Source organism: Candidatus Tisiphia endosymbiont of Dascillus cervinus (assembly GCF_964026405.1).
Lineage (GTDB): Bacteria > Pseudomonadota > Alphaproteobacteria > Rickettsiales > Rickettsiaceae > Tisiphia.
In genome coordinates this window covers 927689-952654 of sequence record NZ_OZ032146.1, presented here as the reverse complement: position 1 = coordinate 952654, position 24966 = coordinate 927689, and the positions used below count along the sequence as shown (strand labels likewise).

Here is a 24966-nt window from a genome sequence, read left to right as displayed (position 1 = left end):
TCATCCTCTCTCGGTTAAAATATCATCAATTGCCTTTGTAACACTCATTCCTTGCTGCATACGATCTTCTATTGCTTGATAGTCCCTAGCATTAGTTGAAGTCAGTAACAAGGTAAATGGATCAATTATCAATCTACCAATAACTCCTGTAACATTAGGACTATAAATGGCTGCTTCACTATAATGCGGTGGATTGGAATGAATAGATTGTAGCAAATTTATCTTCCAATCCTCATCAACAAAACCCGCAAGTTTAGGGTTAGCACGCATTGCCTTAAAGACTTCCGGATTTTGTTTTAAAATTACTTTATGTGATGAATTCTCAAATGCTTTCTCAGCAGCAGAGCCTTCTGTACGAAAATAATCTGTTAGTTGTTGGGTAGCTAGAGTAATTGAACCATTATATTTCCTGGCTATTCTGCCTACTTCTTCAATAAATTCTCCTGAACGTTTGCCAGCTAGCAATTTCCATGCTTCATCAATCATAATCAAAAATGGTCTATCTCTACTGCCTTTCACCATTGTTTGGTTAATGTGAACAATCATTATCTGAACTATTACTACCAGTAATTCTGGACTACTGCGTAAATGATCAGTTTCGATTACTACTACATCAGAATTGAGTGATAATTTAGCCTTGCCACTGAAAAATTTACCATATTGACCATCTTTAGTGAATGGAAACAACATATTACCCAGTTCCTGAGCATATGATTCTTCTCGTAGCAACAACCAGTCAGCAATATCAGTGATTTCTGCACTACTACCCTTGGCTTGCCAAACGGCAATTAATGCCTTTTGCAGCATTGGTTGTTGTAAATCACTAGTGCCATATTGTGGAGCTGCCATGGTCGCTAATATCGATGGAAAACTTGCTAGAAAATCAGCTCGTGCTTCAAGTGCTTTGCTACTATCATCCTCTGCTACTTCGGAAAATGGATTGATAGAAATGGGATTTTTTGTATCAAATTCTATGTAATTACCTGCTAGAATTAAGCATGTTCTTTTAAATGATCTACCATAATCAAGGACAAATACTTTACCTCCTACTCCTAAAATCGACAACATTAATTCTTGCATAAATACTGATTTACCTGAACCTGGAACTCCTGCTATACATAAGTTAAAATTTTCATTAGGAGCTGTACTCTGTGATTTTACTGTAGGTAGTAAAGCAGAACCAAAAGGAGACCAATACATAATCTGACCCCGCCTACCAGTTAGTAACATACCAGGAGAGCTTAAATCGCCTTTCCATTCACCGACTATCGGTAGTAACACTTTACTTTCTGATGAAATAGTTTTTTTACCTCGACCAAGAGAGCTTAAGGCTACTCCTAATCCTCCTATTCTTGAGCCAAATATCTTATTAAACCTATTAGTTATGGAATATGGCATTTCCTCCACTAATTGCATTGGCATTGATGCTAGCACTACTGCTAAATGATCATATTTACAAGGAACAAAATACCAACCACTACGGCGTAACATTGAGCAAAACTGAGATGCTGATTGTTTAGCTTTTTCCTTTTTATCCCACATTATAACATTTAGATGAATATTTACTACTCTATCACCAGTTTGTAAGTAGGAGACTGCACTGCCTAAATCCTCTGCTTCATGTTGAAGATCAGGAAAAAATTTTGCCATGCCAGCTGCAATATTCCTCTCTAATGCTTCTCTTTTGGTAATGGCAGCTGTTCTAGCTACCATTTGCTTAGGTAAGATTTGCAAACCAAAATGAATTAAAAAATTTGATTTTATATATTCATCCCGTCTCATTTCATTGCCTAAAAATAAATCCATGGATGATAATCTCCACTCTGTTGGTCTTTTACCGGCTTCTAAGCTAATGAATATTTGATTATCATTAAGACTTACATAATCTTGTTTTTCAAACAAAGAAAAGTTGCTTGGCAAAATCTGCTCTGCTAATATCTCATAAGGATTTAATTCTGCTTGTTCGTTTGCAGATAAGCCAAATATTATCCGAATAAACTTTAATAATATTTTTGCATCAACATTTTCAGTTATTAGACCAATTGACTTAAAACTTCTCGTCTCCTTACCATTTCATTGATCTCAATATTGTGCTTTAAGGTAGGAATAGTAACTGAGATTAACAACACTACATCTTTTACAGTTCCGTTCTCTTGTGCTTTTTTCTGTAAAAACTCCGTTCTCTTTTTAGCTAGTTCAATAAAAATTTCACCTTTCCTATGTAATTGCCAATTAGTTAAAAAATGCTCAATATCATCAGAACCAATCATTAATACTTGTAAACTACTGCCATCTGGTAAATTTTCATCATTCTTCAAAAACTCAGCAATTTCTCCTTGAGCTTGTACACTAGTACCAACTAGTGGCCAGCCCAGTAAGACAAACCCTACTGATCCTCTATTGAAGAATAGCCCAGAATCTTGGTCATATGATTCATAGACAAAATGCTCTTGTAGTTTAGAAGGAACTTTAGAAAAATTTTTAACCTTATTAAAATTACTATAATGCTGATAATTTGTACCATTTTGAGAATAATCAGTAGTAGTTGGTGGTAATAATCTATTGACATTTTGACTTGCATCATCTTGTTTTAAATCAAAACCTTTTCTAAACACCACATCGACCACTCTACCAGAAGCCACGACAATTACTGGACTCATTGATTCAGCCCGTTTAATAGCAAAATCAGCTAATTTCTCTAAAGCATTACCAGCTCCTGCATAGATACCACCTTTTAGTGCATCTTTGGCTTTTAAAGCATTCTGATGACCAGTAATCGGTGATATTGGAAACATACCACTGGTTGCCTGGTTCTGGAAAAACTGAGCTATACCACCAAGTACACCATTAAGTACTGCCATTCTTGCTACGTCAGATGATCTATCTACTACTACTCCTTTAATGCCAGGTCTACCATCCTCCCCTATTATCCAGCCTTCTACTGACTTTTCAATAATATCACCGTTACAATTTAGCAGTGAGACAGTTTCTAAGCGACATTTAGCCCTTTCTGATGAAATATCTCCACTACAAGAACCGATGAGAATAGCCTCCTTTATTTGTTCTGTCTTATTGCCTTTCGAAAAAATAGCTGTATCGACTAACCTAAGCATTATTGGTTCAGGGGCTGCAGCATTATTAGTACCAGTACCTATACTACTGCTCCAGTTAGTAAGACTCCCCTAGCAAAACTGCCAGTGGTGATATAATCCTTAACATCTTTTTTTACTTGATACTCAGCTCTTTTAACATATCCAAATTGTCTTTTTGCTGGTAAATCTGCTACTATTTGTTCATGTTGCTCATTTGTTAAATCTTGTACTTGCTGATTATTATTAAAACTATTACCATCATATAATATAGTCTCCTCATGAGCCTTACTTTCTAATAATTCCAATTTTTGCTGAACATCATCAATTGTATTTTTAGTTTCTAAATATTTATTTTCTATTAAACTCTCTAAACGATTTTTCATATCTTTTACTTCATTTAACACTTCTTCTGTCCATCTAGCTCTTGGATCTATTGCCTTCTCTATTCCAGACATCTCAGCTCGTGACTTACGATCTTTTTCAAGACTTGCTATATTCTCTACTTTACTTTCAGAAAAATAATAAAATATTAAGATGGCTATTATTCCTATACAGGACAAGGAAATTATAGGTTGTTTGCTAATGATATCTATAAATTCTGATAATCTTTTATTACAAAACTTACGCTATGTAAGGTTCTAAATAGCGTAAAGAGGGTGAACGTAACTGCTGTTGCATATAATGATCTAAAAGCCCTAACTTTATTTGATAAACCGTCTTACCTATTTTGTGTGCAGTTCTTTTTAGAAAAGCCCACACTAAAAATGCACAACTAATGTGATTACGCTGGATGCGTTGTTTTCTGCATTGGCATCGTTCTATACCGGTAAGTTGCTTGATTTCTCTATGCATGCTCTCAATTACCCAACGAAAGCCACACTCATCTTGTACGGCTTTAGAAGATTTTTGAGTTTTGTTATTGGTAACAATATAATCAACTCTGTTGGTAGAAACAGTAAGTTTAAACAAATTAACATGCTTATCTTTTGCAAAGCCCTTTATATGAATCTCCACTCCGCTCTTAATTTCCTCATCTGAAAACGTTAACTTGCTAACAGCTTTATAAGGCTTAGAAGAGGAAGTTTTAGTAACGTTTCTATTTGCTTTAATAGGAGCATAATAATATTTACCCAAGGAATCAACATGTTGCATAATTTTATGCGTAGCATACCATGTGTCAAAAAGCACAGTTTGAAAAGGAATCTTTTTGCTATACACAGCATTATTTAACATATTTAATAGGTGTTCTACTTTTGTCGCTCCATCATGTTCGGGCGAAAAAATTCGGTAATCTATTACCCAAAACTTATTAATATCCGGATTATAATATACCAAACTTACTACTCCTATACCAGTAGTAATACCACCTGTAGCCCCACTGTACTGTGATCTAGCAATTTCTATTTTCTTGGTATTTCTTTTATTTAACACCGTATCATCAAATATTGTATATCCGTTAGGCGATAAAATAACATCATCCTTAATATGTTCCCATAACAAAGAAGGTGTATATTTTTCATTTTTTAAAAATCTATTAATAACATCATGGCTACATTTTTTGGCATGTTCAGCATAGTAGGTCAAACTATAATTCTTTTGACTCACTATTAGAAATTGACAGTAATCTGTCCTATTAACTGGTATTGCTTGCAATTTTATCCTCTTGGCATTTGTAAATTATACTCAACATAATGTACCATTTTTTTTCTCATAGCGTAAGTTTTGAACGATTAATAATATGATTGATAGTAGAAAATTTTTCATATAATGAAACTGTTAAAAAATAAATTATGCCCTAACGGTACGTATAAAACATATTATACGCATAACTATAAAGTATAAGCAAAAATAACTCAACTTAAGTTTGAATATTAATAATAATCATCATTAAAAATACGAATAGAGAATTTTTATGAGAAAAATTTTAATAATTCTAATTTTGCAATTTATCGTAATAGAAGCATTTGCAAGTATTGAAAGAATAAAGCTACATTCTTTTGATAATTTAGTTGATCAAATTAAAAATGACCCAATAAAAGGTAAAGATACGCTAATTGTATTTGATATTGATGGAGTTATTCTTTGTCCTAAGGACAGCTATTTAAGCCATAATAATCGTGAAGTACGTCATAAATTTCTTGATGACATTGAAAAATCACAAGGTCTAGCTCAGAGAAAAAATATATATGCACTTATTGCTGCTCAGATGGAATATAAGCTAATTGAACCAAGCTTAATGAACCCGAGTTGCCAATTAATTATACTGGCAAAAGCTATATTTAACGCTGGTTTCATGTGAGGCTCGATACTAAAACATTTTTAATACAAACATATTTCTAAAAAATATAGTTTTTATTAAGTGTTTTAATGTTACAAATTAACTTCAAATGTTCATAAAACCTAGCTCTGCTCTTATAAATTAATTGGCAACTCGGGTTAATGAAACACTTTTGGTTTCTAAAGTTCAATGGTTACGACGTTATTGCCTTAACATCAATGGGACCAAATAATCCATATTTTGATCAGGAACAAGATCGTGTTGATATGCTTAAAGATAAAGGATTATTGTTTGATAAAAGATATCACGGTCAAATAAAAATTGATAAACAAAAAAGACCCCAGCCAAAAGCCATTGAGGGAGTTATTTTTGCAAGAGGATATGAAAAGGGATTAGTTCTCAAGGCATACCTTGATCAACAACATACTGCCTATAGCAAGATAGTGGTGATAGACGATAAACCTCAAAATTTAGATTCTATTGAAAAACACCTAGAAAATCAGATTGGTAAAATAGTGCTAGTAGAATATAGCTATGATAAATTTGTAGAACAAAAATTTACAAACAATATTTCTACTTTGCAGCAAAACTTTCTTAAAACTCAATCTATTTGGTTAAGTGATAAACAAGCCTCAGTTTTATTACAAATGAGGAATAAAGCCAAAGTTGAATAATGTAAAGAAAAATTAGGTTAAATGTGAATTATAAAATTAGCCTTTGTGAACATTTCTAAGTAACCTCAGCTTCAATTCGACATACAGTTTACCATCCTACCACTATATATAACTGATCATGTTATATTTATCATGGTTTTTTTATTAGACTTCTTTCGAAACTCTACTTCTGCTGGTGATTTGTACGTCGATGCGGTACTCGAATCCTCACGTACATTAGAGTACGCTGCGGTTCAAGGTGAAGCGTCTCCTTCAAATCCCTCAGCACAAGCGAGTTTCGAAAGAGGTCTATTGTATGAGCATATGTTTTAATCTCGTTAACCGAAGATGCTTGTACAATTTGAGCATTTGCTTCAAAAGCGAAAAAGCCCATGAACACCATGAATACAATCTTAATATACTCAAATGATTTGGAGAATTGGAGCGTAAAACAAGGGGTGAGAGGACTAGGCGTAGTAAACCGTTGCTCGTATGCAAATTCTCCGCAAGTATTTGCAAAAGCCAATTCTTTAAAGCAGAAGAGTATACCCAATTTAATTTGGTTCAAGTAATTTTTCATCATTACACAACCTATCTTGATGATATCTATTTTTAGTCGCCATTTGGATGAATGGTATCCCAATATACTTCTACTTTTTGCTATAACAACTTAGTTAACGGTAGTGCCTATGAGTTTTAAACATCTAAATTAACTACATTCAAAGCATTTGCTTGAATGAATTGTCTTCTAGGTTCAACAAAATCTCCCATTAATGTTGAAAAAATCATCTCGGCACTATCTTGCTCATTTATTTTAACTTGCAGTAAAGTTCTTTTTTGCGGATCTAATGTTGTCTCTCCTAACTGATCGGAATTCATCTCTCCAAGACCTTTAAAACGTTGAATAGCTATACCTTTTTTACCATGTTCTAATATATAATTCAGCAACATACTAGGTAACGTAATCATAAATTCCTGGTTTTTGATCAACAGCTTTGCTTGTCCAATAAATAAATTTACAAGTGGGGTAAATGCTTTAGCTAGCTGAATAAATTCAAAAGACTCAAGCTGTTCTTTTGATAAAATTTTACTTTCTTTTACCCCCCGAACAAAACGGAAAAATTCTATATTATTTGCGTTAACTATAAACTGCCAGTCTGTCTTATCAGGTGTGATATCACCAAGATTTAAAATATTTAAAGCCTGATTTATTTCATTCGTTTTATTTTCATCAAATATTTGATTACCTAATAAACCTTTTATAGCTAGACATTCTGCAATTTGCCTATTAAATTTTTTGCTTACTTGGTCAAGTAACGTAGTAAACCTGATAACCGCCTTTATTGGCCCCTCAAGATCATTACCAATGATCTCTGCCCCATTATACAGCATAATTGTTGCATCACTAATAGTAGATTTGACTAAATAATCTTGCAGAGCTTGTTCATTTTTTAAGTAAAGCTCGTTATTACCTTTTTTTACTTTATATAAAGGCGGCTGAGCTATATATAGATATCCTTTATCAATTAATTGACGCATATGCCGGTAAAAGAAAGTAAGTAATAAGGTTCTGATGTGCGAACCATCAACATCAGCATCAGTCATAATAATTATTTTATGATATCTTAACTTATCCAAAGAAAAGTCTTCATTACCAATAGCAGTGCCAAGAGCTGTTATTAGAGTCCCTACTTGCTCAGAGTTTAACATTTTATCAAATCTAGCTCTTTCAACGTTTAAGATTTTACCTCGCAGTGGCAAGATTGCTTGAAATTTCCTATCTCTACCCTGCTTTGCTGTACCACCGGCAGAGTCTCCTTCCACAATAAATAACTCTGAAAGAGCAGGGTCTTTCTCTTGACAATCGGCAAGTTTCCCAGGTAAGTTAGAAATTTCAAGAGCCGATTTCCGACGAGTTAATTCCCTTGCTCTTTTTGCTGCTTCTCTAGCAGTTGCAGCTTCAATAATTTTATTAATAATTATTTTTGCGTCACTAGGATGTTCTTCAAACCATTCTAAAATCTTAGTATATACGGCACTTTCTACGATAGGCCGAACTTCAGAACTAACTAATTTATCTTTAGTTTGTGAAGAAAACTTAGGGTCTGGTACTTTTACTGATAAAATACATGAGAGACCTTCTCTCGTATCATCACCAGTGAAATTTACTTTATTTTTTTTGTTAAGCTGAGTATTCTCAATATAAGTTGTGACAACTCTAGTAAGAGCGGCTTTAAAGGCAATAAGGTGCGTACCACCATCACGCTGCCTTATATTATTGGTAAAACATAAAATATTTTCATGATATGAATCATTCCAATTCATAGCTAGTTCGAAAGTAATCCCTGTTACTTGGTTATTGGTATTAAGTGATATACATTTATGTAATGAAGTTTTAGCTTTATCTATATATTTGACATAAGCTTCTACACCACCAGTAAAACAAAACTCTACTTCTTGTTGTTCAGCAAAACGATGATCCTTTAGTAATATCCTAACACCGGAATTCAAAAAGGCTAGTTCTCTAAGTCTATGCTCTACAGTAGCAAAATTAAATTCAATTGAGCTAAAAGTGGTAATAGATGGAAGGAAAGTAATCTCAGTGCCTTTTTTTTCTACGGACTCTCCTTTTAGTACAAGTGGCGTTTCAGCCGCCCCATCTCTAAATTTTATAAAATATTCCTTATTATCCCGCCAAATTCTAAGTTCTAACCATTCTGACAGAGCATTTACCACAGATACACCAACACCATGCAATCCACCAGATATTTTATAAGAATTTTGATCAAACTTACCACCAGCATGTAATTGGGTCATAATAACTTCAGCTGCTGATATACCTTCTTCTTCGTGAATATCAACAGGTATCCCACGTCCATTATCACGTACTGTTACAGATCCGTTAGCATTTAGGATTACTTTAATTAGGTCACAGTGACCAGCTAAAGCTTCATCTATGGCGTTATCAACGACTTCGTAAATCATATGATGTAATCCTGAACCATCGTCAGTATCACCAATATACATACCAGGTCTTTTCTTAACTGCCTCAAGACCTTTTAAAACTTTGATGGAGTCAGCTCCATATTCTACTTCTGCTATTGATTTTAATTGTTGTTGATTAGTTGACATATTGTAATACATAAAATGAAAGATAAAGAATAACTATACACCAAAATTATGCAAGTGTATAGTTTTCAAGTAGTTTACTAAAATTATAGTCCATTCAGGAGAAGTGGGTAGTAGGAGCGACGAGTGACGACGTCACCAAATTCTCATCAATTGACTATATATACTAAATATTACCTTTTTCGTACTACACCTTGGGTTTTACTACTACTATTTTCAAGGACTACTTTCATAGCATTTCCTACTCGTAGTAGTTCAGGCAATGATTCTAACGGGGTTCTTAACGATGTAAGGTTTTTCAAAAAATATGCTGGTAGAATATTCTTTGTCTTATCCTTAACTAAATTCGCAAAAGATGTGGTGATTTTTTCCCTGTCAGGTATTAATTTGACTGTTTCTTGTATTTTTGATTCAATAATCAATATATTTTTGGCTGCTTTTTGGCAATATCCTAACTTCTCAAGAATGCTTTTATTGGGATCTAATGCAGCAATGAGGTTTTCTTTTATGTGAGATAATTCGGTTTCAATTAATTTTTTTAGATCTTTTCCTTGATTAGGTATATTTCCAAGGATTTTAGTCATACCTTTACGCAGAAGACCAATACCCCCCATTATACCATCTTTAGTATGAGGGATTTCTTCAGATAAGTCAATAAGTTTTTTAAAAGATTTTTTTTCTTTTGGATCTTGTACAACCAATTTATTAACTTTCTTCAAAGAGTCAATATCTAACCCTAATTCTGCTACAGCTACAGGTGATACTCCTGCTATTTCTGCGATTTCAACAATCTGCGTAGCTTTGGAATATTTTTCTTTAAGGTTTGTACTTTTTTCTATTTCGGCTCGTTTTTCTCTAACTATTTCTAGTTTTTCTTGCCAATTTTCTACTGTCTTCGTTAGATTCTCAGTACTGAGAAAAGATTTTACTGAGTCTAATAAGCCACTTCCCTTGAGTATTAAACCAACTACAGGCATTTGTACAGCTATTATACCAACTAATAAATTACCTAAATAATCAACTATATCTTTTGACGCTCCAGGATACAAGTTATCTAGTTTATTTTGAAACTCCAAAATACTTTCAAGAACTTTTATTATTAGCTCAATGAAAGCATCTTCAAAGAATAATATCTCTTCCTTTACCTGTTGCTGTTCATCAATGTACTTTTCTAATTCATCTAAGGAATTACCTACTGTTTCTCTGAATGATTCAGCTATTTCTCGTTCCCTTTGTTGATCTTCTGAATCTAGAAATATGTTATATATATAGCCAACTCTTTTTTTAATAGCTCTTAAGTTCCTAGGAAACGTTTTGAGTGTTTTCATAGAATCAAACTTTAACTGTTCTATAGCACTAGCAATAGAAGCATTTGATAAGATAGTGGGTAAAGCGACTTTTGAAAGGAAAGAGTATATATTAGGCATAATAGATAATTGAATTATATTAAAATTTTTAAATTATTACTCAAATAATACAAATAAAAACTACACTTTAAAACTGTTATATTGCTCTGACAGTTAGTTTTTGATATGTTATAGCTACTTACGCGAATTTGGGATAAGAATTAACTAATTCTTATCCCAAATTGTGGCTACTTGATCTGATTAAATATTTTGAGCTATACGTGCTAGCTTTATCACAACAAATCAAGTTTTAGATCAAGAATACCTTTAACTTCTTGCATAAGCTAGCAAAATTTTTTAACATAAACATATTTTTAGAAAACCAATTATGCATAAATTCATATACTTCACCGTTATCATTTTATTAAACTATTCAGTTTATGCTATTAACTTGTCTGATGCTCTAACTAGTGCGTATAATAATAATGGTGAGTTACAAATCAATAGGCAGACTTTTTTAAATGAAATTGAACAGTTCCCTGCAGCTTTTTCAGGTTTTATGCCCAGTGCGTCTTATAATATTGATTCTGCTATTAATACGAATAAACCAAATAGTCAATATGCTCCTTCTAATAAAAAAGAGCTGAAATCACAACAGGGAGCTTTAGTAATAGAGCTGCCTCTATTCAGTGGTGGGAGTAGTGTTGCAAATTTGAAAGCCGCCCAATCAGCTTTTAGGGCATCACGTGCTAAATATTATGCAGAAGAACAAAAAATTCTTCTTAACCTAATAAAAACTTATCTCGATTGTTATGAAACAAAAGAAAAATATGAGATTTCTGAAATTAGTGTAAAAGCTAACAAACAGCAATTAGAAACCATTGAAGAAAAACTAAAATTAGGTGAGGCAACATCAATAGATTTAGCTAGTGCCAAGGCTGGTTTTGCAAAATCTGAAACTGAGAAGTTAACCGCATATGCTAATTATCAAGCAACAAAAGCAAGCTTCATTCGAATGTTCGGTATAGAAGCAAATGATATTGATATGCCTCCTATACCTGATAACTTACCTACTTCATTAGAGGATTTAATGCAAAGAGCGATAAATGTTAATCCTAACATAGATAGTACAAGACATAGTGTTAAAAGTCATAAAGCTAGTGAACTGGCAGCAAAAGCTGAACTTTTACCCAAGGTAAGCTTTAAAGTTCAATCTGGTAAAACCTATTACACTCCAGAAAGTCCATATAATACCAACAATAGAAGTACTACATCTACATTATCAATTAATATACCTATTTATTCTCACGGGGGTAGCGAATATTCAAGAATTAGGAAAGCTAAAAATAGTACTAGGAGTGCAGCTATTCAACTTGATGATACAATAAAGCAAATTAGGGCAAGTGCTATTGGTAGTTGGGAAGGATTTGAAGCAGCAAAGTCTAAAATTATTGCCACATCACAAGGTGTAGAAGCCGCTCAAATAGCTTATAATGGCACAATACAGGAAGAAATTGTTGGTTCTAAAACAATCTTAGACGTTTTAACTGCTGAAGAAAAATTACATAGTGCTAGGGTGTCAAAAGTTGATGCACACAGAGACTCTATTTTAGCAGCTTACCAAATGAAATCTTTAATTGGGGAATTGACAGCAAAAAGCTTAAATTTGAAAGTTAAATATTTTACTCCTGAAGATGAGTTTAAAGGACTTAAAAAGAAACTTATTATAGGTTTTTAATGAGTAAAGATCATAGAAAAAACCAAGACATGTCAGTTGAAGAGATATTGAAATCAATTAAAGGAGTGATTGATAGTCGTGCTACAATCAATGCAGGAGGATTGGGTAATAGGAGCGATGGAGCGACACCGCCTACATATAAAGATGACTCTACCGACTTCTCCTCAATTAACTATAGTAATAGCCAATCTAACGATGATGAAATACTAGAATTGACAAATATAGTAGAGGATGAGGCAAATAAGTTAGAAAATAATAGGCATAGTGAACTAGAAGAGGAACTATTGCAGACATCCTTGGTATCCGATAAATCTGCAGCAGAAACTACTAAGATTTTTCAGCATTTCTCTAAAACAGCTCAGGAGATTAGTGCAAATGCTTCGAACCCTACGGTCAAAACATTAGAGGATATAATTATTGAAATGTTACGACCACAATTGAGTCAATGGTTAAATACAAACTTGCCTTTATTAGTAAAACAATTGGTAGAAAAAGAAATTCAAAAATTAATACCAAATGATAAAAAATGACTTAGTAGAGGATATCATTTGTGTTAGTCTTATTTTAACAATATACTGCTCGTAAATGAAGAGTTGATAGACGATAGATCAAAATCATGATAGTAGCAGGAGTCGAAAGATCGAGGTGCTAGGCGTATATATAGTACGTGGTCACCTATGATCCACAACTGTCGAAAGTTTACAAACACCTATACCACAGCGTCATTGCGAACGTAAGCGAAGCAATCTAGGAAACAATCTATAATGATGTTATTGGATTGCTTCGTCGGCCTTACAGCCTCTTCGCTAATAGACGTATAGGGAAGCTGTATTTACTAACTTTCGACAGTTGTGACCTATGATCCCTGAAGACGACAACGCAATTCTTGATTTTCATCGAGTATATAATAAATTTAACGTGAGAATAATTATAAATGTACTTTAACATGGAAAGTAAGAAGATTATCTTAGGTAACAAATTTTTTATAGTCCTAATAACTATCTTTTTGTTTATGGATAAGGCTGATGCTGCTCCACCACCTCTTCCTCCAGCACTGCCACAATTAGAAAGTGATAAAGTGAATAAACAGAAAGAAGAGGCAGATTCTTTGCTGGGAAAAATACAGCAATTTATGCATTCTAAGAAAATTGATAATGAAGTATCAGGATCAAGCAAACCAGCATCCACACCGCAAGATACTAATAATGAAGAAGGTGAGACAGATTCCTTCATTGATTTAGGGAATAATAAATTACCAACCTTAGAAAATACAAAAGAATTGGATCAATTAGATAAACATCCGTACCAAAAAATTGATCTAGATACACCTAGTAAGAATGACAGTAATACCAACAAAGATTCTCCTACTCTTCCAGCAACTGAGGTTAAAGATGCTGTACCTATTAAGCCACTTGATTCATCTGCCCAGTCTAAATCTCAAATAGATATTCCAAGTAGTAATAAGTCTGAGCCACAAGCTACTGTACCTTCTGTAACTATACCTGATAAAGAGAAATATCCAGTAATATTACAGCAGCCAAGTAATGCAGATAATAAAGAAGTGGTTGCTCCTAATCTAGATATATTGCCTTCTTCGCAAGAAAAAAAACCTACTGAACCACAAGTAACTGCTCCTATCGTACCGATAGTATCACCTAAGGAAAATACTGAATCTAAAATGACTAATCCTCAAACTCCTATACCAGTATTTGTAAAAAAGGATAAGCAACTAGATGACTCTAATAAAACTGTCCTAGAGAAAGATAGTAATGTAACCAAAGAAGTGCAAGAAGTAAATAAGCATCAACCTAATCAATCTACAATTACAAAAGATAAAGCTAGCACCATCAAAGAAACATCTCCTAAAATAACTGAATTTGTACAAGATGAAGCACAAATGTTACTTTTACCAAATGATGATGTCGTATTGGGAGAGCTTACAGAAGAGGCAAGATTAGAGCAAATGGATATGTATTCATTTATTCAAATGTTTAAGAAAATTTATGATAGTGACAATAGAAAGCAGCAAAGAAAGATGATAGATAATTTTATTGATAATTATGATAGTGCTTTCCATACTACTATAGTTAAGTGATGCAACGGATAGAGCATTTGAGGCAGTTAGAAAAAATAATTTATTTGTTCTTAGGGTTCTTTTGGATAATTATCCAATCATCCAAAGAAGGGGGAATGATAATTATACTCTTTTACATGAAGCTGCAGAAACTAATAATTACTATATAGCAAAATTGTTAATTATGCGTGGTATAAACATTAAGGCTACTAATTATCATTGTAGAACGGCATTGGACATCTCTGATGAACAAAATAATAATGTGGGCTGTTTGATAATGAAAACAACAGCAAATTAGTTTGGAAATGCTCTAATATCACTTGTTATAATTCAGGTAAATAATGGATTCAAAAGAAAATTAGTTTACTCACCTTACGCATAACCCCTATGGCAATTCAAAAATTGCAGAAAAGTACAAGACGTCATTGCGAGACCACGTAGTGGTCCGTGGCAATCCACATTTATTGGATTGCTTCGTTGCCACCAAAGTGACTCCTCGCAATGACTCTAGGCTATTTTCCCTATAACTTTTAAATGCCATGCGTAAGGTGAGTTAGTTTATTTTTGCTAATCTAGCACTATGCCTTCCACCTTCAAATTTAGTCGTTAAAAATTTATCGATCATTTTACAAGCTAGTTCCTCATTAGGTATTTTAGCTCCTAACACTATTATATTAGCATCATTATGAGCCCTTGATCTTTCTGCCATAAATAAGTCAAAACATAAAGCTGCCCTTATTTCAGACGTACGATTTGCGGCAATTGACATACCTATGCCAGTTCCACAAATTAAAATTCCCAAAGGAGCTACATTTTCTAAAATCCCATCAACAACTTTTTTAGAATAATCTGGATAATCCACTATTTCTTGATTGTAAGTACCACAATCAAGAATAGATATATTTTTATCGTGTAAATAACTGATAATTTTGCTCTTGAGTAGAAATCCAGAGTGATCACTGGCTATTATAAGATCGTAAGTTTTCATAATTACTTAATTTTGATAAAAAAATACTAGACTTGATTCTATATTAAAGTTAGTTTATTGCATAATAAAATTGCAAATTTTTTGGTAAGTTATGAAGAGTAATATAGTTTTTGTCTATTTTATAGTCTTTTTGATTTCTGGATGTAGCACACAACCTCCAGCCCCTATTGAGTATAATCATGGAAAGGATTTTACCAAAAAGTCTACAACCATCAATTCACCAACTACAGCATATTCCGAGAATAAGAACATATTAGAAAGCGATGAAGATGAAATAATAAGTAGAGAAATTGATGAGAAAGAAAAAGATTTTGACGCTCCAACTGGTTTCTTAAAAGATCGTAATGCCATAGAAACTGAAAATCGAGACGATGTAATAATAGTTCCAAAAGTGAAACCAAATGATAGTAAGCTAATCTACCACGAGGTGCAACAAGGAGAAACATTAGTATCAATAGCAAATGATTATGGTCAGAAGGTTGAAGAATTAGCTGAGCTAAATAACATATCTGCACCATATCATCTTAATGAATCCCAAATTATCACAATAAAAATTAGTACTGAGTTATTAAATAAAAAAAATCAAGAAAGTCTTGTAAGAAAAACGAAAAATGCTGTTCAAACTAATACACCAAAATTTATCAAACCAATTGAAGGTAAAATTATTATCAAATTTGGTGAACAAACATCTAAAGGAAAAAGCAAAGGAATTAATATTGCTGCAGACGAAGGAACTGCTGTAGAATCTATTGCAACAGGTCAAGTAGTGTTTGCAGGTAATGATACAAAGTTTGGTAATTTATTAATAATAAAGTTAGATAATAGCGACCTTTATGTTGCTTATGCTCATTTGCAAGACCTACTTATTCAAAAAGGAGCAACAATTTCACAAGGCAAGATAATAGGACATGTAGGGAGTACTGGAGATGCTAAATATCCTCAGCTACATTTTGCTATTCGCGAGGGAAAGATAGCTGTTGATCCGCTGAAATATGTAGACTATAAAAAATAATGAATAGGAATACAATAACAATTGTTATGTTTTTAAGAATTGATTAATAATAAGTTTCTTAGGAACTCACACTTGAAGCACTGCTATCAAGTTCACAATTGAAGAAACAGGATTGAGTGATTTGTTTCCTAGAAGGAGCGAATTCTATTAGGAACTATAGGACAAATTAAGTTGATTTATTAACTATGAGTCAAAAACGTAGCTGTATTTGTTTTTTCTACTATTGATATGATTTCTTCTTGCACTATCTATGTTAAGTCTATAACATAAGTAAAAAGGTTCTGATAAACAAATATAGAGAAATAATATGATTATTAACACTATGTTGATAGAACAACTTGCTGCAGAGGCTTTTTGGTTCTTTGTATATAAGTATGACATGCAAAGTACAGGCTTTCCTGACTCTATAGATGACATTCCTGACTTGATGTGGTCTAGGGAGATTGCTAGGAAAAAATTAATACAGTTAGGAGAAGCAGATGAAGAAAAACTAGTAGAACGACTCTATATGTTGGTTGCAAATGTAATTGCTACTCATGGGAAAGAAGAGAAAAATATTATTGGTACAATATATGTTGAAGACTTTAAAGAGTGTAAAGAAAAAGATTTTCCTTATACACATCTTATTACACAATTAGTTAATGATTCTGATGAAAATTATGATTTAAAAATAAAAGGACAAATACCACATGTTGGTACATTACTACTAAGAACTCCTTTTCCTTCTGGGGTGTTATTGAAAGAAATTCCTGTAAAATCAAATTTATTAATTCCAAATACAAACAATGCATTAGGATTTAAAAAAACGATGGTTCTAATGCCAAAAAGTATATCAATATTACCTGATAATGCCTACGGTTATCGTGCATTTATTTCAGGTATATTTTGTATTTCTACCACAAAACCTGCAGATACTATTTGGCATAAAATTATTCCAAATAGTATTTGTTCCCTTGAAACACAAAAGTTTTACAATATATCCAAATGATTTGAGTATATATTTGTTACTCTATATTTTCATGCTTTCTTATTTTTATCATCTGGCAGAAATCCTCCAATTTGTGCATCCCACAGGGTTTTGTAGATTCCTCCTTTAGCGATTAACATAGCATGAGTACCGTCTTCCACAATTTTGCCACGCTTGAATACTAAAATACGATCCATATGCAGCAATGTTGATAAACGGTGAGCAACGACTATAGTTGTAGCATTACTGGTCTCCAAAACTTCATCAATAGATTTTTGAATTAGAGCCTCGGTTGGTGAATCAAGTGCCGATGTTGCTTCATCTAAAATAAGGATTGGTGCATTTTTTAAAATAGCTCTAGCAATTGCAATCCTTTGCCGTTGTCCGCCACTTACTTTTACTCCTCGTTCACCAACTATTGAATGGTAACCATTGGGCATTCGTAGAATATCATCATGTATTCTAGCTTTTTTACATGCTTCTTCAATCTCTGGTAAAGTAGCATCATATTTAGCTAGCTGCAAATTTTCTAGAATAGAACGATGAAACATCGTAATATCTTGCGGGATTACTGAAATATTGCTTCTTAGCGACTCTTCCGTTACCTGTGAAATATCATATCCATCAACTAAAATAGCTCCGCTTTGCAAATTGAAATATCGGAGTAAGCATTTGATCAAGGTAGTTTTTCCAGCCCCTGATGTACCAACTATCCCTATTCTTTCTCCAGCTTTGATATGCAATGTAAGATTGTCAAATATATTATCTCCCACCACTACCATAGTTGAAGGTGACATCTTGATATTTAATGTCACCTTTGATAGGAGGAAGCAGCTTAGCATTTTCTGCATCGGTAACATCTGAGATAGTATTAATAAAGTTATATGAAGATTTGATGGCAGCGATTTTAGGATTGATGGAAAATATTATATTGTCTAATAACTGATCAATCGCCCATTCAATGTTAGAAGTAATTATTATACTAACGGCAAAATCACCAGCAGTGATTTGTCCAGTTTTGTATAAATATGCTGTCACAAATATTTGGGCTGCTGCCAATAGAGTAATTAATATGCTATCGGTTAAATCTACATAATAAGCATCATATACCCGAGTTTTTCGATCCCAACCTTTCCACTTATCAATGGCAGGTAGGAGTTTTAATTTCAGCTCTGTCCAAACATTGCCAATAATTTTAATACCAAAAATGTTGGCAATAGAGTCGTTGATAATGCCTACTGCTTCTTGTCGTGCCTTAACATATTCTTCTTGCAGCTGCCCTTGTTTTTTTAATAAAACTGACATTATTGGTACATACACAACAAGAAAAGCAATTACAACCCCTGCTATTTTATAATTCATCATGAACAAAAATATTATGCCACTTACCATAGTTGTAAGATGTACCAAAGAACGATTGAGAACAGTAATTATGGTTATAATACCATCTTGAAAATCAGTGATTTTACTGGCAATTTCTCCTGATAAATGAGAATCAAACCAATGTAAAGAGTGTCTGATAGTTTTGCCATAGGTGCTTTCGACGATTTCTGCAAGCATCGCTGGCTTGTATTTAATATCAAAGAGCCTAACGATAAAAAACGTACCGTGATTCATCATTTTATATAATACGAACAAGATAAGAAGTAGAGTAACATCTATTTTTGGATCTTTGGCAATAGTATCAGTAATTTCTTTAATTTGATAGTTAACGAATAAAGTAAATAGTGAAGCACCAATGGACATAAGCGTAAGGCTAGCTAGGTATATGCGGTATTTGTAAGCCAAGCAGTATAAATACGATTTTAGTTGGTAGTTTGAGTCCATAAAAATATTTCTTCTAGATTATGCAAAAATGCACTTTATTATAGCAGGTTACAATATCTCCACTAAGTACTATCTTCAGTATTTTTTTATTAGTGGTAAGGTTATAACCTGCTATAATGAATTCTTTACATAAATTAAAAGAGAATTGTAGTGCAAAAATTTCTAAAATATTCAGTAGCGTTACTCATTTTAATAATTGTTATACTGCTAATAACGCCTCTATTTATTTCCTTAGAGTCATATAAAAGACTAGCTTCTGATAAAGTCAAAGAAATAACTGGTAGAGAGCTGCAAATTAATGGAGATATCACCATCTCTTTGTTGCCCACTCCGACTATTACCATTAAGGATGTAACTCTTACTTCTCTACCTAATGCCCATTACCCTTCTTTATTGGAAGTTAAGGAAGTATCTGCTTCTCTTTCTATATTATCCTTACTTAAAGGAAAGATAGACATTTCAACGATTGAAATTAACAAACCAGTAGTTAATTTAGAACGGATGCGTAATGGTGTGGCTTCTTGGGAATTTTCCAAAATACCAGGCAATGTTAGTAAAACTTCAACGGGTGAAATGAATGATAGCAAGGCACCGTTTTCTTTATATATCAACTTAATTAAAATTGTTGATGCTAAGTTAAATTATGTTGATTTTGCTGATAAGACTAAGGGTAATAATGCTATCCCAACAACAATATATATTGATAGGTTAGAAATCAAAGAGCTTCACGGTCCATCTGATTTAGCTTGTCAGTTTTATTCTTCCGGTAAGAATTATGATGTCAAAGGTAATATACAAGACAAGCAAGGTGTCATAGCTTTAACCGTAGATTTAAATGCCCTACAAGAAAAGGTTAATTTCTCAGGTAACTTTGCTTACGACAATATGACTTTTGCTGGACAGCTCAAACTGGAAGGAGCTGCTAAAAATCTGCAAAGTATTTTTCCTGATATACCTATCCTACACGATTTAGATCATAAACTAACTTTTAATATTAATAGTGATAAGAAATCATTAAAAATTAGTGACATTGATTTTACTGCAGGTAAGATATTAGCTAAGGGTAACGCTAACTTCCATTTTGCAGATAATAAGGTAGATTTAAGAGTTAAATTATTAGATAAGACATTTTCTCTAGCAACAAGCTTTGCCTATTTAGATCAAAATTTATCTCTAAATGACATTAATTTTGCTGCAGATAAAGCTAATTTAACAGGCAATGTTGGGGTTAAGGATTGGGATAAAGAGCTAGTGGTTTCTTATAATGTAAAAATTAGTGAGATACCCACCATTGCTAGTTTATTTGGTAAGACTCTACCGACTAGTCTTGGAGATATGTGGCTAAAGGGTGAGACTATTAAACAACAAGAATTTTTTAAAACTAATATAAATAAATTTACTCTTGAGTTTAACAAGAAGCCTATAAACTTCAGTGGAGCAGTAACTATCAATTTAGCGTCTGCTAAACCAAAAATTTTATCAGATATAATGATAGCTTCCCTAAATTTAGATGATTTCACTGATGTGCCATCTAATAGCTTATCTACTAGTTCTGGGCAAAGTGTAAATAATTCTGTGCCTTGGTCTAAAGACATTATAGATTTATCATTTTTAAATAAGCTTGATGGAGACTTAACTTTAACTATACAAAAGATCATTAAAGGAAGCCTGATCTTTGATAATGTCAAAACTACTATGTTACTTGCAGGTGGTGTGCTGGATATTAAATCTTTAAATGGTAATTTATTTGGGGGAAGTTTAACCGCTACTGGACAAATTTCTTCACAAGTTAATCAACCTGTTAGTTTTAAAGCTAGTCTTAAAGATGCTAAGTTAAAAAATATAGTCTCACAGGGCAATAAAATTAAAGTTACGCAAGGGACGGTTAATCTAATAACAGATATCAAAACAAAAGGTCAAAGCCAATCTCAATATGTAGGTAACTTATTCGGTAAAGCAACATTAACAGCATCTGACGGTATAGTTAGTGGATTTGATCTGCAAAAACTATTAGATAGCCTTAGAAATATTAAAAATCTGGCAACTATTTTAAAAATGCTAGATGCTTCTTTGGCAAGTGGTGAAACAAAGTTCCAAAAACTAGTAGTAGATAGTGAAATAACAGAAGGTATAATTAACATAACAAACGGTAAGTTAGATGCTGCCTCGTCAGAGATAACAGTTACTGGAAATGTTAACCTGCCTAAATATACACTTGATATAGATAGTGTTGTTAATGTAAATATAAATTCGATACCACCATTGAAAGTTCGCCTGTATGGCAATCTGAATAATCCACAACATACACTTGATACTAACGCATTAAAGGAATATCTTACGAAAAATTTAGTAAATAGTGTGGTTGATGGCGTTAAGAAAGGTACAAAGCCTGAAGATATATTAAAAAATATTATTGGAGGAAGAAAAAATAAACAATCTGAAGGAGAAGGAACACAAAACGATCAACATGTAGAACCTTCTAATAATGTTCCTGTCAACAAAGTAAAATCTACCATTGAGAAAGGGTTGAAAGGGTTATTTAAATAGTCATCCTGAACCGTCATATATGGACGAAGTCCATTGATGGGTTTGGACGGAGTCCATGCCATCATCGCGAGCCACGAAGTGGCGTGGCAATCCAAATAAACAGCGTGCTGTTGCAACTTTTGGATTGCTTCGTCGCCACTAAGGTGGCTTCTCGCAATGACGGAAAGGCTTTTACCCAAACGTCATTGCGAGGAGCTGCGACAGCAGCGACGTGGCAATCTTTATGCAGTATTACGCCTCACTTCACCAGATCGCCACGACACTAAAGGTATCTCGCAATGACGATTACACAAAAAATGTAGCTATGGGTTAGTATACTCAAATAATTTTCTAAAAAAAAATCTTTTGTTATTAGTGGCACTAAATTTTATGCTATATTATCCATGTGATTAATAATATAACTCAAAAATAGAGGGTTTATGGCAAAAATTAAAATAAAAGATACTGATCTAAGCAAATACAAATCAGAATCAGAATTTTTAAATAAGGCTTTTATATATTCTATTAGGTCTCATAATGGTAAAGCACTCGATGTATTATTTGAGAAAACTGATTTATCAAAGTGCCTTAGCATTACTTCCGAGGATTTATTTCATGAATTAGTACCCTTAGTTAGAGATGATAAAAATAATAGTATAGTACAAAGAATATTCCGTTATGCTTCATCTCTCCTAGATCAGTTAAAACAACAAGAAGATTCAACAATAAAGGCAACTTTACTTGCCGAAGCTGTCATCTATGGAGCCGAAAACATTGTAGGTTTTTTACTCAGCATAGGATTTGATCCTAATCATCAGGATATTAAAGGACACACTCCATTACATCTTGCAGTAATAGCTAAGAATTTAAATATCGTTACTAGTCTCATTGTTAAGAATGTAAAGTTACACATTCAAGATAAGCAAGGCAATACGGCACTTCACCTAGCAACTATACAGCAAGATAAGAATATAGTAGATAAATTAAAATTTCATGGAGCACAGACACATTTAAAAAATAACGTAGGGCTTGATTATGACAAGCTCGATAGATTAGTGAAAGCAGGACAAGTAACAGCTAAGATGGGAGTAGTAAAGTCATCTAATGTAACTGAAGATTCAGAGTTTTATAAAGGAATGGCCTGTTTTTATCAGGCTATTTTTTCGCATGAGCATGATAAGCAAGTAGGATATTTTAACGAGGCTATTAGTTATATAAAAAAATCCCTTGGTAAATTACCAAGTCCTTTAAAAGAAGAAAAAACTGCTATCGCCCAGCAAAGTTTATCGATACTAATTGCAATATATGAGTACTACAAGTTTAAAGATAGTGATAAATTACAAAAATATATAATAGAGAAAGCTGAAAGTTTGAAATGCAATGCTCTGCTAGCAGATTTATATAATTTAATTTGTACAGAGTCCTTAGAAGTAGCAGATTACCATAATGCTATTAAATATGCTAATCTTGCATATGCTCAGTTGGGTGTCACAGAACAATCTAACCCCAATCTAGAAAGTCAATATAGTATCTTATTTAATCTAGGGTTAGCGTGGAAATATCTTGATACAACAAAGTCTTCAGACTATTTTGCCCAAGCAGAAGAAACAAAGCCAGGTGATCAGGACGCAATAATAGAGCAATTTAAACATTATCTTACTCTTGTTGATATTGCTAATGCTTCAAAGCAAATAGAGAAAATTAAAGATGGTGATCTTAGAGATTTATATGAAATAATGCTTAATATTGTTAAATTTACTCCAGATGCTCTCAGTGTAGCATCATTAACAAATCATGCACAGAAGGTAACAAATCCAACACTTAAAGATTTATCTAGTATAATGCTTGAATTTGCATCTAAACCAGATTCTGTCCTTTCGCAATTATTAAGTACGTTCTTCCAGGAGAATACACTTAAAGGTCTTGGATCTTATCTAGAGATTTATAAAGAAATATGGATAAAATTCTTTTTACAAAAGAAGGAATTTAATAAGGCCATTGAGTGTTGCGATGAAATCAATATTTGTATGGAGGAACATAATGTACCAACTCAGCTATTTAAAATATTGGAAATTTGTAAGAAAGCTGGGTTTTGGGATAAAGGGTTAAAATTTATTGAAGAGAAGTACCAAAAACATAACGAAATTTTACAACATCATGGTTTCCTTCCTCTTAAATATCTAGAATTTGTATTTTATAAGCAAAATAACTTGGAAGAAAAATCTGAAGCCTGCTTAAATTCCCTAAAAACTAATGCTAATTTAGGTGACAAGTCAGCTCTATTACTATCTTATGCTAATGAGTTTGCTTTTTACATAAATGTAGAAAAAGGAGAATTTGACAAAGCACTTTCTTATTTAGGGGATGCAACTAGTTTAGATTTGTTAACAAAAGAGAAATTTATTTTATTATTAAAAGTGCTTCAAGCGAAGCAAGAAGAAATAGAAAGACAGCAAGCGAAGCAAGAAGAAACACCCGTCCAGCCTGCTATCACAGAGACTACAAAAGAAAGTAATATTGTTTCAATCGGTTTTATAGAAGGGTTTGAAGAGTTAGACGATTTTATTGCTAAGCTTGATCCAAGGATAGTTCATGATTTCTTTCAGAAAAGAAAACAAGATTTACTTACAAGATCAGTAGACACTACTATTAAAGAACAACCATATATTTGGTGTATTGGTAAAGATACTTATGCTTCTAATCAACAGGATGTTTATCCTATAGAAGGCAAACCAGACTTCTATGCGGCGATCGATCGAAAGCTAGCGGGTAAATTGGATCATCAACTACTCAAGAAATTTGAGATTGCCATATCACAAGGGTTAATTAATAAAGAGCATAAGAGTAAAGGGATAAAAATTATACCTAACAAATTGATGGAAGTTAAAATTCCTAGCGACAATAAGCGAATATATACAGATGAGATATGTAAAAATCCTGAAAACAAATACTTAATTGTTTTTAACAATCACGGTGATCATAATGATGTAAGGAAGGCGGCAATAGCAAGCAAATATTTAAAAATTATTTGCGTAGATGATGAAACATCTTATTTAGCTTCTCTTCCTAGAGAGCCTGAGTGTAGTACTAGTACACAAGAGTTAGATTTAGACTTGATTTTAGCAATGAACTTACAAAGAGAGGGGATAGAACCATTAGGCGTTAATGATGATAATGATACTAGCATTTAAGTTACGGCAAGATAGATTAGTTTTTTTGAGTTATTTTATAAAAAATGGTTCCTATTTCCTTCAAAACTTACGCTATGAGAAAAAAAATGGTACATTATGTTGAGTATAATTTACAAATGCCAAGAGGATAAAATTGCAAGCAATA

General features: G+C 32.9%; 17 protein-coding genes and 2 pseudogenes. 10 read left to right on the top strand and 9 right to left on the bottom strand.

The features are described 5' to 3' along the window. From AAGD19_RS04655 to AAGD19_RS04640, 4 genes and pseudogenes are all read right to left on the bottom strand, one after another. Window positions 1-2456, bottom strand: a pseudogene (locus AAGD19_RS04655) (TraC family protein); the annotation flags it as partial. A 195-nt stretch (window positions 2457-2651) separates the two neighbouring features. Beyond that, window positions 2652-3113: pseudogene (locus AAGD19_RS04650) on the bottom strand (TraB/VirB10 family protein); the annotation flags it as partial. Between the two features lie 38 nt (window positions 3114-3151). Then, entirely contained in the window at window positions 3152-3652 is a 501-nt protein-coding gene (locus AAGD19_RS04645) for a hypothetical protein (RefSeq protein WP_341747338.1), read from the bottom strand. A gap of 61 nt (window positions 3653-3713) precedes the next feature. After that, the gene (locus tag AAGD19_RS04640; protein WP_341747233.1) at window positions 3714-4697 is read right to left on the bottom strand and encodes a transposase; all 984 of its coding nucleotides are present in this window, start codon (window positions 4695-4697) and stop codon (window positions 3714-3716) included. A 307-nt stretch (window positions 4698-5004) separates the two neighbouring features. Between AAGD19_RS04640 and AAGD19_RS04635 the strand changes: the two genes are divergently transcribed. Together AAGD19_RS04635 and AAGD19_RS04630 are read left to right on the top strand one after the other, a co-directional pair. After that, complete coding sequence (locus AAGD19_RS04635) at window positions 5005-5391, top strand: hypothetical protein (RefSeq protein WP_341747337.1); 387 nt, start codon at window positions 5005-5007, stop codon at window positions 5389-5391. A 140-nt stretch (window positions 5392-5531) separates the two neighbouring features. Next, window positions 5532-6044, top strand: a complete 513-nt coding sequence (locus AAGD19_RS04630; protein ID WP_341747336.1) for a DUF2608 domain-containing protein — start codon at window positions 5532-5534, stop codon at window positions 6042-6044. 675 nt (window positions 6045-6719) lie between these two features. On the opposite strand, the gene gyrB is transcribed toward AAGD19_RS04630, so the two are convergent. Then, complete coding sequence (gyrB, locus tag AAGD19_RS04620) at window positions 6720-9155, bottom strand: DNA topoisomerase (ATP-hydrolyzing) subunit B (protein WP_341747335.1); 2436 nt, start codon at window positions 9153-9155, stop codon at window positions 6720-6722. Between the two features lie 170 nt (window positions 9156-9325). Further along, window positions 9326-10579, bottom strand: a complete 1254-nt coding sequence (locus tag AAGD19_RS04615) for a hypothetical protein (RefSeq protein ID WP_341747334.1) — start codon at window positions 10577-10579, stop codon at window positions 9326-9328. Between the two features lie 307 nt (window positions 10580-10886). Between AAGD19_RS04615 and AAGD19_RS04610 the strand changes: the two genes are divergently transcribed. From AAGD19_RS04610 to AAGD19_RS04595, 4 genes are all read left to right on the top strand, one after another. Then, window positions 10887-12236 carry a TolC family protein gene (locus AAGD19_RS04610; protein ID WP_341747333.1) on the top strand — a complete coding sequence of 450 codons (1350 nt, stop codon included), beginning with the start codon at window positions 10887-10889 and terminating at the stop codon, window positions 12234-12236. Further along, a complete protein-coding gene (locus AAGD19_RS04605; protein WP_341747332.1) occupies window positions 12236-12766 on the top strand; it encodes a DUF2497 domain-containing protein in 531 nt (176 codons plus the stop codon). Before AAGD19_RS04610 ends, AAGD19_RS04605 begins: the two co-directional genes overlap by 1 nt. Before the next feature lie 416 nt (window positions 12767-13182). Then, window positions 13183-14331: a hypothetical protein gene (locus tag AAGD19_RS04600; protein ID WP_341747331.1), complete on the top strand. Its 1149-nt coding sequence runs from the start codon at window positions 13183-13185 to the stop codon at window positions 14329-14331. Between the two features lie 61 nt (window positions 14332-14392). Continuing rightward, window positions 14393-14608, top strand: a complete 216-nt coding sequence (locus AAGD19_RS04595; RefSeq protein WP_341747330.1) for an ankyrin repeat domain-containing protein — start codon at window positions 14393-14395, stop codon at window positions 14606-14608. A 255-nt stretch (window positions 14609-14863) separates the two neighbouring features. Here AAGD19_RS04595 and rpiB read toward each other — a convergent pair whose 3' ends face one another. Next, window positions 14864-15298, bottom strand: a complete 435-nt coding sequence (gene rpiB / locus AAGD19_RS04590) for a ribose 5-phosphate isomerase B (protein ID WP_341747329.1) — start codon at window positions 15296-15298, stop codon at window positions 14864-14866. A gap of 91 nt (window positions 15299-15389) precedes the next feature. On the opposite strand from rpiB, the gene AAGD19_RS04585 reads away from it, so the two are divergent. Further along, the gene (locus AAGD19_RS04585) at window positions 15390-16310 is read left to right on the top strand and encodes a LysM peptidoglycan-binding domain-containing M23 family metallopeptidase (protein WP_341747328.1); all 921 of its coding nucleotides are present in this window, start codon (window positions 15390-15392) and stop codon (window positions 16308-16310) included. 307 nt (window positions 16311-16617) lie between these two features. Continuing rightward, window positions 16618-17298: a hypothetical protein gene (locus AAGD19_RS04580; protein WP_341747327.1), complete on the top strand. Its 681-nt coding sequence runs from the start codon at window positions 16618-16620 to the stop codon at window positions 17296-17298. A 29-nt stretch (window positions 17299-17327) separates the two neighbouring features. Here the strand turns inward: AAGD19_RS04580 and AAGD19_RS04575 are convergent, their stop codons facing one another. Further along, on the bottom strand, window positions 17328-18050 hold the full coding sequence (locus AAGD19_RS04575; protein WP_341747326.1) for an ABC transporter ATP-binding protein: 723 nt from the start codon (window positions 18048-18050) through the stop codon (window positions 17328-17330). Then, entirely contained in the window at window positions 18040-19023 is a 984-nt protein-coding gene (locus AAGD19_RS04570) for an ABC transporter transmembrane domain-containing protein (RefSeq protein WP_341747325.1), read from the bottom strand. Before AAGD19_RS04570 ends, AAGD19_RS04575 begins: the two co-directional genes overlap by 11 nt. A 231-nt stretch (window positions 19024-19254) precedes the next feature. On the opposite strand from AAGD19_RS04570, the gene AAGD19_RS04565 reads away from it, so the two are divergent. Together AAGD19_RS04565 and AAGD19_RS04560 are read left to right on the top strand one after the other, a co-directional pair. Then, entirely contained in the window at window positions 19255-21651 is a 2397-nt protein-coding gene (locus AAGD19_RS04565) for an AsmA family protein (RefSeq protein WP_341747324.1), read from the top strand. A gap of 419 nt (window positions 21652-22070) precedes the next feature. Beyond that, a complete protein-coding gene (locus AAGD19_RS04560) occupies window positions 22071-24821 on the top strand; it encodes an ankyrin repeat domain-containing protein (protein ID WP_341747323.1) in 2751 nt (916 codons plus the stop codon). Window positions 24822-24966 lie beyond the last annotated feature (145 nt).

Excerpts from the sequence above, each read along its gene's own strand:
- rpiB (WP_341747329.1), bottom strand. The coding sequence starts at position 15,298 with ATGAAAACTTACGATCTTATAATAGCCAGTGATCACTCTGGATTTCTA.
- gyrB (WP_341747335.1), bottom strand. The coding sequence starts at position 9,155 with ATGTCAACTAATCAACAACAATTAAAATCAATAGCAGAAGTAGAATAT.
- AAGD19_RS04560 (WP_341747323.1), top strand. The coding sequence starts at position 22,071 with ATGGCAAAAATTAAAATAAAAGATACTGATCTAAGCAAATACAAATCA.
- AAGD19_RS04585 (WP_341747328.1), top strand. The coding sequence starts at position 15,390 with ATGAAGAGTAATATAGTTTTTGTCTATTTTATAGTCTTTTTGATTTCT.
- AAGD19_RS04570 (WP_341747325.1), bottom strand. The coding sequence starts at position 19,023 with ATGTCCATTGGTGCTTCACTATTTACTTTATTCGTTAACTATCAAATT.
- AAGD19_RS04580 (WP_341747327.1), top strand. The coding sequence starts at position 16,618 with ATGATTATTAACACTATGTTGATAGAACAACTTGCTGCAGAGGCTTTT.
- AAGD19_RS04610 (WP_341747333.1), top strand. The coding sequence starts at position 10,887 with ATGCATAAATTCATATACTTCACCGTTATCATTTTATTAAACTATTCA.
- AAGD19_RS04630 (WP_341747336.1), top strand. The coding sequence starts at position 5,532 with ATGAAACACTTTTGGTTTCTAAAGTTCAATGGTTACGACGTTATTGCC.
- AAGD19_RS04600 (WP_341747331.1), top strand. The coding sequence starts at position 13,183 with ATGGAAAGTAAGAAGATTATCTTAGGTAACAAATTTTTTATAGTCCTA.
- AAGD19_RS04605 (WP_341747332.1), top strand. The coding sequence starts at position 12,236 with ATGAGTAAAGATCATAGAAAAAACCAAGACATGTCAGTTGAAGAGATA.
- AAGD19_RS04615 (WP_341747334.1), bottom strand. The coding sequence starts at position 10,579 with ATGCCTAATATATACTCTTTCCTTTCAAAAGTCGCTTTACCCACTATC.
- AAGD19_RS04635 (WP_341747337.1), top strand. The coding sequence starts at position 5,005 with ATGAGAAAAATTTTAATAATTCTAATTTTGCAATTTATCGTAATAGAA.